11 protein-coding genes and 2 pseudogenes (1 of these 13 only partly in view) are annotated in these 19,932 nt (G+C 29.6%); 3 read left to right on the top strand and 10 right to left on the bottom strand.

The features are described 5' to 3' along the window. From tatB to metE, 4 genes and pseudogenes are all read right to left on the bottom strand, one after another. On the bottom strand, positions 1-100 hold the beginning of the coding sequence (gene tatB, locus BMSBPS_RS04460; protein ID WP_158414190.1) for a Sec-independent protein translocase protein TatB. 446 nt of this gene lie to the left of the window's left edge; 100 of the gene's 546 nt are visible here — the first part of the coding sequence; its start codon is at positions 98-100; the stop codon falls past the left edge of the window. A 124-nt stretch (positions 101-224) separates the two neighbouring features. Further along, positions 225-360, bottom strand: a pseudogene (tatA, locus tag BMSBPS_RS04810) (twin-arginine translocase TatA/TatE family subunit); the annotation flags it as partial. A gap of 1,042 nt (positions 361-1,402) precedes the next feature. Continuing rightward, a complete protein-coding gene (rmuC, locus tag BMSBPS_RS02325; protein ID WP_022563993.1) occupies positions 1,403-2,830 on the bottom strand; it encodes a DNA recombination protein RmuC in 1,428 nt (475 codons plus the stop codon). A 650-nt stretch (positions 2,831-3,480) separates the two neighbouring features. Then, the gene (gene metE, locus BMSBPS_RS02330; protein WP_046201142.1) at positions 3,481-5,751 is read right to left on the bottom strand and encodes a 5-methyltetrahydropteroyltriglutamate--homocysteine S-methyltransferase; all 2,271 of its coding nucleotides are present in this window, start codon (positions 5,749-5,751) and stop codon (positions 3,481-3,483) included. Between the two features lie 223 nt (positions 5,752-5,974). On the opposite strand from metE, the gene metR reads away from it, so the two are divergent. Then, positions 5,975-6,880 (top strand): HTH-type transcriptional regulator MetR, encoded by a 906-nt coding sequence (gene metR / locus BMSBPS_RS02335; RefSeq protein WP_022563995.1) that lies wholly within the window; start codon positions 5,975-5,977, stop codon positions 6,878-6,880. A 290-nt stretch (positions 6,881-7,170) separates the two neighbouring features. Here the strand turns inward: metR and BMSBPS_RS04380 are convergent. The 6 genes and pseudogenes from BMSBPS_RS04380 to lptM all read right to left on the bottom strand — a co-directional run bounded on the left by BMSBPS_RS04380 (position 7,171) and on the right by lptM (position 14,955). Then, positions 7,171-7,836 (bottom strand): annotated as a pseudogene (locus tag BMSBPS_RS04380) (HAD hydrolase family protein). Between the two features lie 878 nt (positions 7,837-8,714). Next, positions 8,715-9,668 carry a magnesium/cobalt transporter CorA gene (gene corA, locus BMSBPS_RS02345; RefSeq protein ID WP_022563997.1) on the bottom strand — a complete coding sequence of 318 codons (954 nt, stop codon included), beginning with the start codon at positions 9,666-9,668 and terminating at the stop codon, positions 8,715-8,717. A 326-nt stretch (positions 9,669-9,994) separates the two neighbouring features. Next, the gene (gene uvrD / locus BMSBPS_RS02350; protein ID WP_044169924.1) at positions 9,995-12,151 is read right to left on the bottom strand and encodes a DNA helicase II; all 2,157 of its coding nucleotides are present in this window, start codon (positions 12,149-12,151) and stop codon (positions 9,995-9,997) included. A 44-nt stretch (positions 12,152-12,195) separates the two neighbouring features. Then, the gene (gene yigB / locus BMSBPS_RS02355; RefSeq protein WP_022563999.1) at positions 12,196-12,927 is read right to left on the bottom strand and encodes a 5-amino-6-(5-phospho-D-ribitylamino)uracil phosphatase YigB; all 732 of its coding nucleotides are present in this window, start codon (positions 12,925-12,927) and stop codon (positions 12,196-12,198) included. Between the two features lie 980 nt (positions 12,928-13,907). After that, a complete protein-coding gene (gene dapF / locus BMSBPS_RS02360) occupies positions 13,908-14,732 on the bottom strand; it encodes a diaminopimelate epimerase (RefSeq protein ID WP_044170045.1) in 825 nt (274 codons plus the stop codon). A 55-nt stretch (positions 14,733-14,787) separates the two neighbouring features. After that, on the bottom strand, positions 14,788-14,955 hold the full coding sequence (gene lptM, locus BMSBPS_RS04815) for an LPS translocon maturation chaperone LptM (RefSeq protein WP_407638101.1): 168 nt from the start codon (positions 14,953-14,955) through the stop codon (positions 14,788-14,790). 1,553 nt (positions 14,956-16,508) lie between these two features. On the opposite strand from lptM, the gene hemC reads away from it, so the two are divergent. Together hemC and hemD are read left to right on the top strand one after the other, a co-directional pair. Then, a complete protein-coding gene (gene hemC, locus BMSBPS_RS02365) occupies positions 16,509-17,450 on the top strand; it encodes a hydroxymethylbilane synthase (protein ID WP_022564001.1) in 942 nt (313 codons plus the stop codon). Next, positions 17,447-18,187 carry a uroporphyrinogen-III synthase gene (gene hemD, locus BMSBPS_RS02370; protein WP_022564002.1) on the top strand — a complete coding sequence of 247 codons (741 nt, stop codon included), beginning with the start codon at positions 17,447-17,449 and terminating at the stop codon, positions 18,185-18,187. The genes hemC and hemD overlap by 4 nt, the downstream gene beginning before the upstream one ends. Positions 18,188-19,932: the final 1,745 nt, after the last annotated feature.

The following is a 19,932-nucleotide window of genomic DNA, read 5'->3' on the forward strand; positions in this document are numbered from 1 at the left end:
TCATTATAGTTTTTATAGCAATAGGTAGTCGATGAGGGCCAAGAACAACCAGCCCAATAATACACACGAGTACTAACTCGCTAAAACAAATATTAAACACGACTTTTTGCCTCATTTGTGTTCAGTTTTATTTTTGTTCATTGAGATTTCTTCTTTATTTATTAAAGTTGGTGTCTTAGAATTCGTATCCTGTTCTGTTGTTTGATTTTGTTCATCTTCTTTATTATCGTTTATTGCTTTTCTAAAACCACGAATGGATGACCCTAAATCTGAACCAAAATTTCGTAATTTATCAGTACCAAATAAAATGACAACTATGACAGCAATAATTAGTAATTGCCAGACACTAATCGTACCCATAAAATATTCCTGTAGTAATTATACGTAAATTTTTAATATTCAGCATAAAAAAAATGCATAAATTGGATGCTTAGAGTAAGATACAAAGGTATTTAAATCTTAATCAATAAACAATTCTATACTAAAATTAACTAGTAAACGGGTACATTAGTCATTACTATTAATAACCATAAGATATGTTTAAATAATGCTTAAGAATGTAACTGTACTAATTCATAAAAATAATTTAGTCTCTTTTATATTAAAGGACATTGATGTTGTACATTTAAATGATTCATTACTCTTAATGGAGTAAATGCTTAACAATATGCATTGAAGGTAGGATTTTTAAATTAGGTCATTGTTTAGTTTTAAGCAATCAATTATATCGTACAATACATTACATATATAAGATGTCAATCCTATTTTTTTTGAAATGTTTATGATGTTCTTCAATCTTATATAAACTAATGTTATTAAAATAACGTATTGTTTTAATAAAATTAACTATCTACATACAAATAATAAATATTTTATTTAGCTTTGTTCAGTAAGTTTATGAAATAAAATCAATACTAGATAATAGTAAAGAAAATTTCTCTTTATAGATAATTTAAATATTTTTTTTAAATAGATATAAATAAAAAACAACTATTTTTTTAAAAAGCGCATTTTTGAAAAACCGATTATATATCAAGTTCACAGCATTATTATATGTTAATAGTATGTATTTATTACATAATTACGGTGTTATAACATTAAATACGTTGCTAAATTTATAGCGCATCAATTTCGCGATAGCTTAAACTATAAATATAATTTGAATTTTTATTGTTATACTATGTATATTCTCTTAATGTAATAAAATTTTACTCTCAATTTTTCTTAACTATAAGCGAAATGAAACTTTTAAAACAACAACGAATATATTATCGGTGATAATATATTCAATTATTGATAGTTTGATGACTCTTTAAACATATTGAACAGATTTTTTATTATTTAACACATTTTTTCTTTAAAATTATATTTTTTTGTTTTATCTGAAATGAAATATTTTATTTCATAATTCTGTTTGTGCTTGTTCAACTAATTTGGGATCAATAGGTCGTTTAGTTTCTACGCCCAGTGAACGAAAAGCTTCAATTTGTGCAATTAGATTTCCACGTCCTTCAATAAGTTTTTTCATAGCCATGTGATAGCTTTGTTGAGCCTTATCAAGATTGTAACCAATAGTACTCATATCATCAATGAACAAACGTATTTTATCATATAGCTTTGTAGCACGCTCAGCAATATCCTGCGCGTTACGATTTTGATGTTCATAACGCCATAGATTATTAATAGTACGTAAAGCGACCATTAACGTGGTAGGACTAACTAGCATAATATTATATTTCATTGCCTCGGCTATTAACTCTGGTTGTCTATTAATCGCCAATAGAAATGCAGGTTCTATTGGAATAAACATTAGAATATAATCTAAGGAATTTATACCAGGTAATTTTTCATAATCTTTACTTCCCAATAATTTAATATGATTACGCACTGAATGAAGATGGTCTTGCATAGCTTGTTCGCGTATAAATTCATCTTCGGTATTGAAATAGCGTTCATAAGCTACAAGTGTCATTTTAGCGTCAATCACTACATCTTTGCCTTTAGGAAGATGAACAATTACATCAGGTTGAATTCTACCTTTTTGTTCTACTTTTACACTTACTTGTATTTCATATTCATAACCTTCTCGCAAACCAGAAGCTTGTAATACCCGATCTAGTACCATTTCTCCCCATCCTCCTTGAATTTTATTATTTCCTTTTAATGCGTTAGTAAGATTAATTGCTTCTTTAGTCATTTGTTCGTTAAGCTGCTGTAATTGGCGAATTTCATATGTTAACGCATAACGTTCACGCGCTTCTTGTCCGAAACTATCGCTGATATGCCGATGGAAACCATCTAACTGTTCTCGTAGCGGATTAATTAAATTATGTAAACTTTGTCGATTTTGTTCATCAACACGCCGACCAGTATTTTCAAAAATGCGATTTGCTAAATTTTCAAATTGCGTGCTGAGTCGTTGCTCGCTATTGGTAAGTAATCGCTGTTTTTCTTCAGCAGCTAAACGTGTTTCTTCTAAACGAATAATAACTTCACGTAATTCAGCTGCCTGAGTACTGTTAACTTCCAATTGATTTCGCAAATCATCATTGAGTTTTTCGCTTTTTTCTCGCCAGTAATCTAAGTACTGTAGATTTTCCTGCGCTACTTTCAACATACTACTGACTTGTTGCAATTCTGCTTCTCGCTTTTGTAACTGGTATTGCAATCGATCTGCGCGTTCTTGGCTATGATGTTTTTTTTCTTCTAACAAACGAAATTCTGTAATAAAATTAGTATATTTATAACTAGTTCGCAACTTAGTAATGACCCAGCCTATAGCGAAACCTGAAAGCATAAAAATACTATTAATAATAATTACACGATCCATAATTTTCCTGCGGAACTTATGCCTGAAGGAAAAAGTAAAAATACAGATTTATAGATATTTATATAATTTTAACTTGGCAAATTTCTGATGTTTCATTAACCCCGAACAGTTTTAAACTATAATGATGGACATCAGACAAGTAAAATCATGTTCGTTATGATATTATCTTTTTTGATGAAAATATCAATTTTGTATTTATATCAATGTTTGAATGCTTTAAATTATTTTTATGTTTTAAAATAAAAAGTAAAAAATTAGTTATAAAAAATTATATAATTTTAGAATACATTTTCTTTTCAATTCAGGCATGATTTCAAATAAACATCACCAATAAAAATGCATGATTATTATCTCATCAATATAACAAAAATTTTAGTGGTTGAATCGAAATTAGCACAGTAAACTCTTCTGCAATGTACCATCATTACTTAATTCATATTGAATTACAGAAAAAATTTGATATATTATCAATACATTCATTCCACTATAACAGTATACTTAGTATGTATAGCATCTGTGTTCTGATGATATCAACCATTTTAAATAATGTAGAAAACGTACCTATCATTTTAATAGAGAGTACTATTAAATATCCTAATATCATTTAATAAAATTGAATTAAGAGTATTTAATCTGCTAATTATAAAGGATTAAATTGTTTCTTTTCGTAAATTACGTGCTGCTTGAACCATATTTGATAGGGCTTGACGGGTTTCTATCCAATTGCGCGTTTTTAAACCACAGTCAGGATTAACCCACAAGCGTTCTTTATAAATGCTTTTTGCGGCTTTACGTAATAAATTCTCTATACACTGTATACTAGGTACATTCGGCGAGTGAATATCATATACTCCTGGACCAATTGCATTTGGATATTCAAATTCTGTAAAAGCATCGAGTAAATCCATATGAGAACGTGCAGTTTCGATTGTAATCACATCTGCATCTAATGCAGCAATAGAACTAATAATATCATTAAACTCACAGTAACACATATGAGTATGTATCTGAGTACTATCTTGTGCTATACCCGCAACAAGGCGAAAAGTATTGACTGCCCAAGTCAAATATGTCGGCCAATCAGATTCATGCAATGGCAAACCTTCACGTAATGCTGGCTCATCAATCTGAATTATACCGATACCTGCCTTTTCTAAATCTGCTATTTCATCTCGTAACGCTAGCGCAATTTGCTTCGCAATAGTTTCGTAATTGATATCTTCGCGAGGGAAAGACCAAAAAAGCATAGTTAACGGACCAGTTAGCATACCCTTTACCGGTTTACAAGTTATTGATTGTGCATATTTTATCCACTCTACCGTAATTGCTTTTGGACGACTAATGTCACCAATAATTATCGGTGGTTTTACACATCGTGAACCATAACTTTGTACCCAACCATGTTGAGTAAAAATAATGCCATCAAGATGTTCTCCAAAATATTCTACCATATCGTTACGCTCAGGTTCACCATGTACCAATACATCTAAACCTAATTGTTCTTGTTCTAAAATAACCTGCTTAATCTGTTTAGCGATACCAGTACAATATGTCTGATAGTTAATCTTACCTTCTTTAAAATCACGACGAAAGCTACGGATTTCAGTCGTCTGCGGAAATGAACCAATAGTTGTAGTTGGCCATATAGGCAATCCAAAACGCTTGCGCTGTAATTCGGAACGCTTGCTATACGAGTTAGTACGATTAGTATCCGAACTTTTAATATCTCTCAAACGTTGATTAACTTTTTCATTGTGAACAATAGGTGAATGAACACGTGTTTGAATTGGTTTACTCCAATCGAGAATTACGTTTAAGTCATTATTATTTAAAGCTTCTTTTAATAATTTTAATTCAGTGCACTTTTGTAAAGCGAAAGAGAACCAATTTTTTACCTCATGTTCAAGATTATTTTCTATGTTAACATCAATAGGGCTATGGAGCAAAGAACAGGAAGAACTAATCCATAATTTTGTGCGTAATTTAGTTAATGGATATAAACGCTCAAAACATTTTTTGAGATCCGATCGCCAGATATTACGTCCATTAATAATGCCTACAGATAGTAACCACTCTTGCGGTAATTGTTCGTTTATTCTATAAATATCGTCTTTTCCATGAACTATATCTACGTGTAGTCCTTGTACGCATAGTCCTTTAATGACATCTAAATTTTGATTAATACTATCGAAATACGTAGTTAATAAAATTTTAATATCACTTTTTAAAAAATCGTAAGTAAATTCAAAAGCTTCACGCCATGATGTTAATAGTTCTAAGGATAATACTGGTTCATCTATTTGTACCCATTCTATATCATATTTTTTTATTTCAGATAAAACTTGTTTGTAAATTGGTAAAATTTCTTTTAGCAAAGATAAACGGTCAAATGGCTTACCTTTTACTTTGCCAAGCCATAAATAACTAATCGGTCCAAGCAATATAGGTTTCACGGTATGCCCAAGTGATAATGCTTCTTTTGTTTCATCCAATAATTGCGTCCAACTCAACTTAAATTTTTGATATTTATTAAACTCTGGTACAATATAGTGATAATTAGTATTAAACCATTTAGTCATTTCACAGGCAGAAGCTGATTCGCCCGTTGGTGCACAACCACGACCCATACGGAAGAGAGTATCAATGTCTACGGAACCGTCTTTATTTTGATGACGGGATGGTACATTACCTAACATTAAACTAGTAGTTAAAACATGGTCATACCAAGCGAAATCACCAACAGGTAATATATCAATGCCAGCATTTTTTTGCTGTTGCCAATGGCGATTACGTAGTTCACGACCTACAGCTAATAAATCTTCTCTAGGATTTTTACCTGACCAATAATTTTCCTGTGCTTTTTTTAGTTCTCGATATAGACCTATGCGTGGGAAACCGAGCGTATGATTTTCAATACTCATTAAATATTCTCCAAATTCCTAACTATACATCCAACTCTATAACTAAATTAGGTACATCTAAATTACCAAAGTGAAATAGTTAGATGAAAACAAAACTAAAAATAAGATAAATGAAAAAAAGGATTAATTAAAATTGCAATCTTCCAAATATTTACATCGCTATGATCTATAAGTATCATATATTTTCAAGCGTAATTTTTTAATTTCGATGTGAAGGACTCTCATGATTGAACTCAAACACCTGAGAACCTTGCAGGCGTTGCAAAATACTGGCTCATTAGCTGGCGCTGCGGCTCAATTGCATCAAACACAATCAGCTTTATCTCATCAATTTAGCGATTTAGAAAAAAGATTAGGTTTTCGTCTTTTTGTTCGAAAAAGTCAACCGCTTCAGTTTACTCCACAGGGCAACATTTTATTGCAGTTAGCTGAGCAGATTTTACCGCAAATTCAGCATGCCTTACAAACATGTCAAAAACCTTATCAAACTACACTGCGCATTGGTATTGAATGTCATAGCTATATTCAATGGTTACTATCAGCATTAAAAAACTTTCGCAAGAATTGGCCACAGGTAGTAATGGACTTTAAATCTAATCTAACTTTCGATCTACAGCCAGCTCTACAAAAAGGAAAACTGGATTTAGTGTTAACTTCAGATATCTTCCCACAAAGCGAATTATTTTATTTGCCTATGTTTGATTTTGAGGTACGTTTAGTATTAGCTCCTAATCATCCTTTAGCACAATATGAACATATTTCACCGAAAGATTTAGCTAATGAAGTATTTATGATCTATCCGGTACAGCTTCAACGTCTTGATATATGGCGTAATTTTTTACAACCAGCTGGTATTAATCCTGCATTGAAAAGTGTAGATAATACTCTTTTATTAATTCAAATGGTATCGGTACATATGGGTATAACAGCATTACCGCATTGGGTAGTAGAAAACTTTGAAAATCAAGGACTTGTAGTAACTAAAAAATTAGGAAAAGGATTATGGAGTCGTTTATATGCAGCAGTACGTGATGGAGAACAACGTCAGCCAGTACTAGCAACTTTTATACGTTTTGCTTGTCAACATGCTTGTGAACATCTTCCTTCTGTGCGTAATCTTTCATATTGAAATTTTTTATAGCTAATTTCATATATGTTGTTATCTAAGCATCTGTTATTATGAATGGAATTTTTTTAAAGCGATTCTACATGTCAGATTTAGTACTTAGAAAATAATTTTTTTAAATAATCGAATTAAATTAGCAGATTATTCCGATAATGTTAAATTAATCAAAAAATATGCTAACTATAAAACGTTAGAAAAGCAATGATATGCTATGTAATATGAATTTTTCATGTAAAATTAATTGTTATTAATCTATTATTCATATACCTATTCATTTAATATTGTTTTCTATTTTAAGACCAATTGACGCAAAAATGCAGTACTGCATCTTCTGCATTGCTACCGATTATTTCAATAAATGGCAGTATATCTTTTAAGCATTGCTGTGCATCATAATACATTCTTTACCAACCATACCAAGCATTTCTAACTGATTCATACCGTTGCCCGGTTGCCAAAAGCAATACATGCTTGAAGTCAATAACTAAGCTGTTTTGCTACTATTTTTAGTGCATGTCCTTTGGAAACACTACTAGCCATGACTTCTAAACAGGTTGGTAAAGAAAAACTAATGTTAAGACAATTACTCTAGCGTTTCTCAATAATTTATTCTAAAGTAATAAGCCATGGGTCATCACGATAAACATGCGTTAGTATAGCTCTGGGTCATAATATTTTAGACAGTATGATTGGCTAGTAATATCAGCATCAATATTATAACTAAATACCAATTCAACTTTAATATTATGTACACGTGCATCATTATAAGCAATCATATAAGCTGAAGTACCAATTTCATCACATATTTGCTTTGCGTCAATATAATGCCATCTATTTCTGAAAACAAAATGAATATTACAAGCTACTAATCGTTGTAATGTAGGGCGAGCACAAGTAGTTAATCGATGATCTGGTAAAAGAAATGTACCGTCCAAATCAGAGGCAACTATACAATACATGTAATTCTCTAATATTTTCAGGTTAAATTTTAATATATATATTAAAATTTAACCTGAAAATATTCACAATATAAAATATATAATTTTTTTGAGAAATTTTCAGTAATATTTTATTAAATACGGTATATATGTATTCATATAATCAGGAAATTAGTTTCTTCTTTCGATTATTACAGAAACCGTTACAAAAATATTATTTAATAATATTTTTCTCAAAAACTACATTTATATCTTTATGGACAAACTATCACTCTATTTATACTAAAGTTAATGAATGATATATCAAAACTGATATATTAGTAATTAATAGAGAAAAAATCACATCAACGTCCTTATTTATGTAGCAATATCAGAAAAATCATGTATAAGAATAATATATATGATTATTATACTGCACCTACCATCTTGAATGGTTTTCGGTGTGCAGCGCAATTATAAAATAAATATTTTATAGCAAAAAAATTTTTAATATAAAATCTATACTTTTCATTACTTAATTGAATGTAATTTGATGCAGATAATCATGTTTTATATCAGATGAACTATTTATTAAAATAAATATAAAAATTTTTTAAAATATCACGACATAATAAACATACCATGATTCATCAAAATATGGATCATGAATTAAATTTTGACAATTTTTTGCATAATAAAGTATTAACTCAGTGGGTAGTCTTTTTTTTAAACTGCTCATATTAGATTCGATTGATTCAATTAAATAAGCAAGAACTTTAAATTATAATGGTACGATAAATAACATGTAATTCGTCCCATCATAATTTGTATCTACATATATTAAGGGATTTATTTTATTCCAATGAATTAAATTCATATTTTTTATTAATGCAGTAATAAAGCGCATTTGTGCAATAAATTTACAACCATTTTTTGCGCTTAAAATATAGATAAGGTGCTAAACCTGCTAACAGCATTAATGTAATAGCATATGGATAACCAAGATTCCATTTTAACTCAGGCATTGAATCAAAGTTCATTCCGTAGCTAGAAGCTACTAAGGTAGGTGGCAAAAAAACCACTGAAACTACAGAAAAAATTTTAATAATGCGATTTTGCTCAATATTAATAAAGCCCATTGCCGCCTGCATCAAGAAGTTTACTTTTTGAAATAACGATTCATTATGTGGTAAAAGAGATTCAATATCCCTTATAATTTCACGAGCTTGTTCTAGCTGATTAACTGGTAAACGTGTCTTCTTGACTAAAAAATTAAGCGCACGCTGCGTATCCATTAGACAAAGACGTACTTTCCAAGCAATATCTTCCATTTCTGCTAATCTTGAAAGTGCTTCGTCATACTCTTCATCTTGCTGACCTTCCATTATTATACGACTAAGTTTTTCTAATGCACTGTAAATATTTTCAATTTCATCAGCTAATTGTTCAATTTTAGTTTCAAATAAATCTAATAATAATTCGTAAGCATTACCATCAGTTAATATTTGATTACGTGCTCTCATGCGGTATAGACGAAATGCTGGAAGCTCACGTTCACGTAGTGTATAGAGACGATCGTGTTTAATAGTAAAAGCTACAGTAGAATTACCAGCGTGATCTTGTGCATCTTCAAAAAAGAAAAAGGAATGGATATGCAATCCGTCTTCATCCTCAAAAAAACGCGCAGATGCTTCTATATCTTCTAGCTCGGGACGTGTTACTAAACTTTGTCCGAGTTCAGATTGTATTCGATCACGTTCGCTATCATCTGGCTCGACCAGATCGACCCACACTGACATATTAAGTTTATCGTTTTTATTCTCGAGATCGATGCGAGTCAAGATATTATGATCAAGTTTAAATGCGCTCAGCATAGCAATACTACTCCCATTGTTTACCTAAATGGAAAAAGATAGTGAAGCTCGTTTTATGATAGAAATATATAACGAGTATAAACATAATGCCTTAAATTAAAAAAATTTTTGCTTTTAAGAGAGTAGGTAAATCAGCATTAATGCATGCGATCAGATAACATACATTACTGACAACCAACAAAAGGTAGTCCTAATATAGTTTGAATCGTAAACTAAATATACTAAGCAGCACCCACTATATATACGTAACCAAGTCATTTTTAATCTATAATCAATATATATTACGCTGAGATAGAAGAACCGTCAAGTCAAGAAAAAAATAGGCTCTACACTTTTTTTAAACAAGCATATTCTGCTACCATCCATTTCACTCCGTAATTTTGAAATGCCACTTGAAAACAACTTTGTTTACCGCTTCCTTTGAAATTAATTACTGTTCCTTGACCAAACTTTGCGTGGTGAACACGTTGACCAACAGTAAATATATTATTGATATTATTTGCTATATTTTTGTTTTTAACATTTAATAAATAATTAGCATCATTCAAATTTATTTCTTTTAAACACTCTGACGGTATTTCACTAATAAACCGTGATGGATAATGACATATTTTTTTACCATACAGACGACGTGTTGCGGCATATGTTAATGTCAATTTTTTCATAGCTCGTGTTACACCAACATAAGCTAAACGACGCTCTTCTTCTAAATGTCCCATTTCATCCAGTGACATCTGATTTGGAAACATTCCTTCTTCCATACCTACTATAAATACTAAACTAAATTCTAAACCCTTTGCAGCATGTAAGGTCATTAATTGTACTGCATCCTGCCATTGATCAGGCTGGTTTTCATCTGCTTCTAATGATACGTATGATAAAAATGCTTGTAATGGTGTCAAACTATTATCTTGATCCTCATAGATAAATTGACGTGTTGCTGTTACAAGTTCTTTAAGATTTTCAATGCGTGTTTTACTGTGATCTTCTTTATCCTTCTCATACATTAGCCATAAACCACTATCTTTAATCACACGATTTGTTTGCACATAAAGTGGAACATTTTTAGTTTCAGTCGCCAGAGTATCTATTAACTTACAGAAACGATATAATTTTATCGCTACATGAGTACATAATACTTTAGATTGTAATAACTCAAAGGTAGCTTGCCATAACGTAATTTTTTCTTCTTGTGCTTTTTGCCGAATAATACTCAAAGTGCGATTGCCTATACCACGCATAGGTGTGTTAATTATACGTTCAAAAGCAGTGTCATCATAACGATTTGCTATTAGACGCAAATAAGCGAGTACATCTTTAATTTCTTGACGTTCAAAAAATCGCATACCACTATAAATACGGTAAGGTACTCTTGATTTTAATAAATATTCTTCTAACACACGCGACTGAGCATTACTGCGATATAAAATACTACAATGAGCTAATTGATTACCATCTTTTCTCCACTCTTGGATACACTTGACTACAAAACGTGCTTCTTCTAATTCATTTAAAGCACAATACAATGAAATTGCTTCTCCTTCATTGCTATTAGTCCAAAGTTTTTTACCTAAACGAAGATTATTTTTAGAAATTAAACTATTAGCAGCTTTTAGAATATTATTAGTTGAACGGTAGTTTTGTTCTAAACGAATAATTATTGCATCTGAAAAATCTTCTAAAAATTTTTTAATATTTTTGATCTGTGCACCACGCCAACTATAAATTGATTGATCGTCATCACCAACTATAGTAATATGACCAGTATTACCTACCAGCATACGAATCCACGCGTACTGGATATTGTTAGTATCTTGAAATTCATCTACTAAAATATTGGAAAAACGCTCTTGGTAGTTATTAAGAATATTTGGTTTATTCAACCACAGCTCATACGAACGTAGCAGAAGTTCGGAAAAGTCTACCAATCCAGAACGATCGCAAGTTTCTTGATAGAATTGATAGATAAGCAGCCAGGTTTTTTCGATTGTTTGACCGTGTTTTTCAATGTCATGAGGTCGAATTCCTTCATCTTTTTTGCTATTAATATATCTGATAACTTGTTTTGCCGACCATTTTTTTTCATCTAAATTCATATTTTTTATTAAACGTTTTGTCAAACGTAATTGATCTTCATCATCAAGAATTTGAAAATGTTGGGGCAAATTAGCATCACGATAGTGAAGACGTAATAGTCGATGTGCCAAGCCATGAAATGTGCCAATCCACATATTTTTTTGATTACCATTCACTAATCGATTAATGCGTTGTCGCATCTCTGCTGCTGCTTTATTAGTAAATGTAACTGCCAAGATTGAGCAAGGCGAATATTTTTCTACTAATAATAACCACGCAATCCGATGAATGAGCACACGGGTTTTTCCACTGCCTGCTCCAGCTAATACTAATAATTTACTACATTTTGTAACAACTGCTTCGCGTTGTTTATCATTTAAACTATCAAACAGATTAAGAACGTTCATAGGTACCATTCACAAAAAGAATATGCCAAATAATACAAAATTAACTACTGTAATAAGTAAGTTAATGAAGTTAATGAAGCCAATTGTGAGATTTCTACATGAGGCAACAAACGCGCTTTTTTATCTTGTATTAAATTATTAACAGCACGAAAATTTAGCCAACAAGCTTGCATACCAGCATTTAACGAACCAACAACATCAGTCATAAGATCATCACCAACATGTAAAATATGTAATGGTTGAATACCCAAACGTTCAGCCGCAAGATAATACATATCTTTGCAAGGTTTAGCGCGTCCATCAGGGCCAGCACGCAGTGTGAATTTAAAATATTGATTAATGCCAAGTTTATAGGGATCAGCATTACCATTGCTAATCGCAACTAAAGGCACATATTTCCCTAATGTCGTTAAGGTATTATGTGTTTCTTCTGGTATATGTACTAAATTACGCCAACTATGAAATATTTTCATTACTTCATGAGCACCATGAGCAGCTTCTTTAATCGATAATCCGACTTTAATTAAAGCAAGTTCAAAAGCACGGTAACGCCATTGAGAAACATCATGATAAATATTTGGTTCACACTGCAGTAATTCATGACGTAGCATCTCATAATGTTCTAAAGTAAAATTATACAATGCTGGATGATATTTTTGAAGTGCTGCATGTGATTCAATGACTGTTCTATAAATTACCGGATAATTATCATATAAAGTATCATCCAGATCAAAGCTGATGGCTTTCATTGGATGCAGTGAGCGATAAAAATGCATTTCAAGTTTCCTTGTCTACCACTAGACATAGTACATTTTATGATTTAATTTTTAATTTAAAAACAAATTTTAAAGATCACTATGATATATTTGATAAATATGCTAATACCGAATTTTCTTTATTAGAAAATTTGTGAAAATTAGTCTTGCAATAGCTATTAATTTTACTAAAATATCTGCAATATTAAATTCGTTGTTTTTAAAATAATTAATTGGATTACAGCAATAAATATTAATTTCGACTCTGCAACGTTATTAAATTGATATTTAACTATACGTAAGCTTGATTCATTTGTTTTAGCTCATTCAATTTGTAAACGTAGATAAAGGCTTTTGTCTAAAAATATTTGTTGCGCAATAATACTTATACTAATAGTAGTATAGTATTAGCATTAGAATAATGAGAAAAACAGTGTAATATAATGCAATGCATGGGATGATCTAGCTTAACTAGAATATAAGCATTTACTATATTAAAATAATTGAATGTAGATTATGAATACCATCTTTATACAGAGAAGCTGTAACTAAAATATTGTTAAAAGAATTATAAGAATATTCCTGCATTGTATAATAACCTTTAATTAAAATCTTAATGATGTTTATATGTTTATTATATTGATTTATTCATCCTGTTTTAATCAATACGCATATTTATATACCTAGTTAGTAACTAGAATGTTACATTAACATAATTTATATTCAATCTTAAGGTAAAAGATTTTTTATGATTGTAAATTTTTAGACACACAGTATGAACTAGTGATTAGTAGTATGATATAGCATTTAATTTTGTAAATTTTTAAAAAATTAATGCGTTTAGTGCGATAAATAAACCAGAGCATATTATAGAAATATTGCGGCTTAAGTGTCTATTTTTTTATATAGTGTATATGCTGTGTTTCTTTCTGAACGGATATGATGTTTGTTTTGTCGTATGCCATTAGTTATTATTTTTATTAGTTTGAAATAAAATTAGATTATATACTAATACAACCATCATAAACATGTATTGCAGGTCCAATCATAGATAGAGGTTTTCCTGTACCTTTCCAAGAAATCTGTAAGGGGCCATTTGGCAAATCTACTCGAACGGTTTCAAATAAAAAACCTCGTTGAATGCCATATGCTACTGCAGCACACGCACCACTACCACAAGCCTGTGTTTCACCAACTCCTCGTTCGTATACACGCAAGTAAATATGCTTAGGATTAATTATTTCCATAAAACCAACGTTAATACGATTGGGAAAACATTGATGATTTTCTAACAATGGACCAAGTATTTTTAAAGGAGCAGTTTTTATATTTTCGACTTGGATAACACAGTGCGGATTACCTATTGAAACCACTCCAAATATTACATTTTGATTAGCGATGTTTAGGAGGTAACAATCTTGAATTGTATTTGTATTAAACGGTATGGACTGTGGTTCAAATTTAGGCTCACCCATATTTACTTTTACTAATTTTTCATTGAGCACACTTAAAATCATACGACCAGTTTGCGTACTCACGTAAATATTGCTTTTTTGAGTTAATCCTTGTAAATGTACAAAACGAGCAAAACAACGAGCACCGTTTCCACATTGACCTGCTTCACTACCATCAGCATTAAAAATTTGATAATGAAAATCTAGATCAGGATCATAAGGAGGTTCAACAATTAATAGTTGATCAAAACCAATGCCTATGTGTCTATCCGCTAAACGACGAATAAGGTGTTGTGAGAAAAAAATATTTTGTCTTACAGCATCTACAACCATAAAATCGTTACCGAGACCATGCATTTTCGAAAAACATATTTTTTGTTTTACGAAACGATTATCCATAAAAATTATAAATCCTTTATATTATTTATCAAAAAATTTGATGTTTTTTAAAAATCTTTTGCTTTTCCAATGCGTATTGTGTGTGTTTTTTTTGAACCTTACATTGTGAAGAAAGGTACAGGGGACCTTTTAAACCACACCCTAATATGCTGAACATTGTCAATATAACACTTAGTTGTACTATCGATCGTATCATTTTATATATTTTTAATTTAAATAAGATTCTATGGTAAAATTTGAAATTTTTATAGTTCTTTAAAATATTTTGAAAATATTATTGATATTTCGTTCTTTAATAAAAAGAATGCTTATTTATTGCTTAATAAAATCTATCGCAATTAAATATATTATTTAAATTTATATCATTTTGATTTTTATAAAAATACAACTTTCTTACTGTAACAATATATTTTACAAAATCAAATCGTATGGAAATTTCCTAATAAATTTTATATATATAAATTTATTTAAAATAATAAGTTATTATTAATGAATTGCTTCAATCTATAAATACAATCTAAAATTAATATGTTACAAGATTGTGATTTAATTAATACTATCAATTGGTTAATATATATGCCAACATGCTAGTATTCCATATGCTAATGATTAAAAAAATTATTACATTATATTTAGTGCGCATTCATTATATGAATTAATTCACATGTAAAATTAAGTTTCCAACATATATTTAACTGTTTAATTTTTCAATTTTTTATAGCTTGCTAATAAAAAAAGCTCTATTCTAGCTAACGATCGTTTATTTTTTGAAATAAATTTTTAATTCTCTTCAATGATATAAGCATCAACTAAATTGACATGCAAGATGCTGGTGAATATAATCATAGACAGACAATAAAAAATTATTTTATATATATTTATAATATTCATTTTCAATTTATTCTGTAAATCTTTTTTAAAGATTTATCTTAAATAATAAGGTTTTTAAGATTTTTCATATGCTATATACTATAAAAATGCACAACCTTCAACGTTATCTGATTATTATACGCTAGTCTTAAAGTGTTTTACAGGAGATAAGATACTAAAAATATACATAATGGTTATTTTCTTTGATTAGTACTAGCCGATTAAAATAAATGTTACTAATAATCTTATGAATTTTATTAATTATTTAATATTTTATTGTATAGCATAATTCCTAATGATGGGTCGTCATAAGATTTAATTTACTCAATGATCAATCACATTTTACTAAAAACAATTGTAATAGTTCAATAACTGCTTTTCTTTAAACATAATATTATTTTATGGATCTACCTACAAAAGATTAACTATCAATAGTGATTAAGGACAAAAGATCAATTTTTTCGTTCGCAATATTACGCTATAGTTTCAATTTTTTTAATTATTTTATATGAATTTTGTGGTGCAATTCATATAGAAGATATTTATTGATGCATGATATTTATAGATTAAGATTAATAACAATATTTATATAGATGCTTTAAGACAAGATAAACGTTCAAAAGATTATTACAATTGCATCGTGTTCATTCTATAATTTTTAATTATTTTGTATATTAAAGTTTCGCCTAAATTATATAACTAATTAATAATTATAAATAAATGAAAATTCATTACAATTAAAACGCTAAAATTTCATTGATTTCAAATTATATAATCAATGCTGCTTTTTTATAATTTAATTAAATTCATGTTAATGAAATCAAGTATTAATTTACAAATATTAAAATAATTAATGAATCATTATAAGCGATGTAAAATATGTTAGAAAAACGTTTCAAAATTGCCACAAGAAAAAGTCCTTTAGCATTATGGCAAGCGCAATATGTTAAAAATCAATTAATTAAAGCATATCCCTACCTACATTTTGACCTTGTTCCAATAATTACTAAAGGTGATATCAAGATAGACAGACAATCAGTAAAAATAGGTGGAAAAGGACTATTTATCAAAGAACTTCAGCAAGCAATATTAGAAAAACGAGCCGATCTTGCCGTACACTCTATCAAAGACATTACAATGAATTTTCCAAAAGGCCTTGGTCTAACAATCATTTGCAAACGAGAAGATCCATACGATACATTTGTTTCTAAGAATTATGATTCTATTGAAACATTACCAAGAGGTGCAACTATTGGTACATCTAGCTTGCGTCGTCAATGCCAAATCCGCATGTTTCGTCCAGATCTAGCAATACGCCCTATACGAGGTAATATTGATACGCGTCTCAGTCAATTAGATCACGGTGAATATGATGCTATCATTTTAGCGGCTGCTGGACTGAAACGTTTAGGTCTATCTAATCGTATTAGACATACATTATCGGCTGAACTTTCTTTGCCAGCTGTAGGCCAAGGTGCAATTGGTATAGAATGCCGACTCGATGATACAGAACTAATTACATTACTTCAAGTCCTAAATCATACTGATACTGCCGTTTGCATACATGCTGAGCGAGCGCTGAATATTCATTTGGGAGGTGGTTGTCAAGTACCTATTGCTAGTTTTGCTATACTAGAAAATAATCAGATTTGGCTACGTGGTTTAGTTTGTTCACCTGATGGAATGAAAATAGTCATCGGTGAGCGTAGAGGAGCATATAGTAATGCTGAACAGATAGGTATCTCACTAGCTGAAGAATTATTAGACAACGGCGCACGTACTATTCTACATCAGTTTTATCAAGCATCACATCCCCTATGAGTATCTTAATCACCCGTCCTGAACCTGCGGCCAGCGAATTACTTTTACGCCTCTATAAATTAGGTAAAATTGCTTGGACACTTCCTTTAATTGAATTTATACCGGGACGTGATTTACAGCAGTTACCAGAAAAACTAGCAACATTACAGCCTGGTGATTTAGTGTTCTTCATGTCACAACAAGCAGTAAAGTTTGCTAATCCTATTTTACAATATAACAAAATGATATGGCCTAAATTGCTTCAATATTATGCTATTGGAAGAAGTACTGCACTAGCTATTAATAGAGTAACTAATATAAAAGTATATTACCCTCATAAACAAGAAAATAGTGAAGAGCTAATAAAAATTAAATGTTTGCAACGAATTAAAGGGAAGAACGCTTTGATTTTACGTAGTAAAATAGGACGTGAATTGTTAGCAGACACTCTCAAGGCACGAGGCGTAAAAGTACAGTACAGTGAATGTTATCAGCGCTGTAAAAAAAAATATGATCATACAATTGAAAAGAATCGTTGGCGTAATCGTAATATTAATACAATAATCATAACTAGTGGTGAAATATTACAACAACTATTTACTTTATTTACACCTATCAATCATGAAGAATGGCTCTTATCCTGTAAGCTATTGGTTGTAAGCGAACGTTTAGCCAATCAAGCTGCTAAATTAGGTTGGAAAAATATTCATATAGCTGACAGTGCACATAACGATGCGCTAATACGTGCATTAGAATAAATAAAATAATTTTTTTTAATTAAGAAAGAGTTTTTAATAAAAACTTTCTAAATATTCAAAAAATGTATTTAATGACATAGTCGGAATGATGACATTGATAATGTTTAGTGTTTAGTTGTGCTTAACTAAGCGATAGCAAATTTATTTATCATCTTGAGATAATAAAATCAAAAAAAAAGTCAAAGACATTGCATGAAATAATGCCTATGATACCTAACAATCATTTAATTTATATCTTGTAGAAATATCCATATTATTTAGCAAAATTAGCAGCTTGCAAACAAATTTTTAATAAAATATTAGTATAGTAGGTTTATTAAAAATATGCTTATAACCTACTTCAAAAAAAATTGTCGCTCAACATAATGAATGTTAAATATGAATTAATTGATTTTTATCAAGGTATTACATGTTTTTCATCAAAGATTATAAATTAAAACTATAATAGTGTAGAAAATTAATATATCAAAAATATCTATAAGCTTCACTAAACTAAAATACTATCTAATATTTTTGAGCCAGTACATAGACAATGATATTCTCTATGTACTGCATAATTACCGTTAAAATTCAAAAAAACTGGCAATGTAATGATTTTATAAAATTTTTTTACTATGCATCGTTGTACTTAATTTATTTAAAATTTTATGAATCTGCGATCAATTTTTAAAGAAGATATTAGGTAAATTAAAATATTAGTTTATGATTACTAACTATCATTCTATCAATATTTTATCATTATATGATAATTTAAAAAATTTCTTTTATACGCTTTAAAAATGGCTTTGCATTTGATAGAATCATAGATTAAAATATTATTTTAATATCACTTAAAAAGATAGATGTACTAATATAAAAAATATTTATATTAATTTTGTAGATACGTTATAATCCATTGTTAAAAATGCTAATATGCTTAAATGTTTTTATGCTGTACGAGATTATTGTTGAATAAATGAATGTTATTAGTCAAAGATATTTATTTATTTCCCCCCAATGTCTGCAATATCGCAATCAATATAATTAGATTAATAATTATTTTATTTCTTAATTTATTAGTACTTTGTTATCGCAATTTTATAAAGTAAATTCTGGTATAATTTTAATTCTGGTATACTATTTTAACAATTACATAGATCTGACTAAATCAGCTAAAATCAATTACGAACTAAGTTGGTAAGCTAATATTGATAAATGCTCAATAATCTAACTAAGCATTTATCAAATATTTATTCGATATTAACACTGCATGGTAATATAATAATCAAATATCGCAAGTCAATATCTAAAGATATTGTAAACTATTTCCACATCATAACATTCTAGTAGAAATTGCACGCATAAGATTATTATTCAAAAATAAAAACAGTGCGTCTTTCAAGATCAAAATATTAATGAATTATTAAAATAAGCACCACACACAAGTGCCTCAAGCTCTAAAAATACTGCCCTTTACACAACTATTTGTATCTCCCTGTAAGTAATTGAGAGCGACTTCGTCCATTACTGTTGTTTATCACATCAAATTACAAATAAACGATGCAGTAGTTATAAAAAAAATTAAAAAATAAGCTTAAAATAAGTCTAATAAATTAGATATCTTACAGATTATAATCAAATTAGCAAAGAATCAAAAATGTGGTATAAACCTCAGGACTTTAAAAAATTTAGTATATAGGTCTAGAGCTATTTGTAACATACAAACTAATTCAAATTAATAATCATTATATTGCGTAATGAATTGT

Source organism: Candidatus Pantoea carbekii (assembly GCF_000971765.1).
Taxonomy (GTDB): Bacteria; Pseudomonadota; Gammaproteobacteria; order Enterobacterales; family Enterobacteriaceae; genus Pantoea_A; species Pantoea_A carbekii.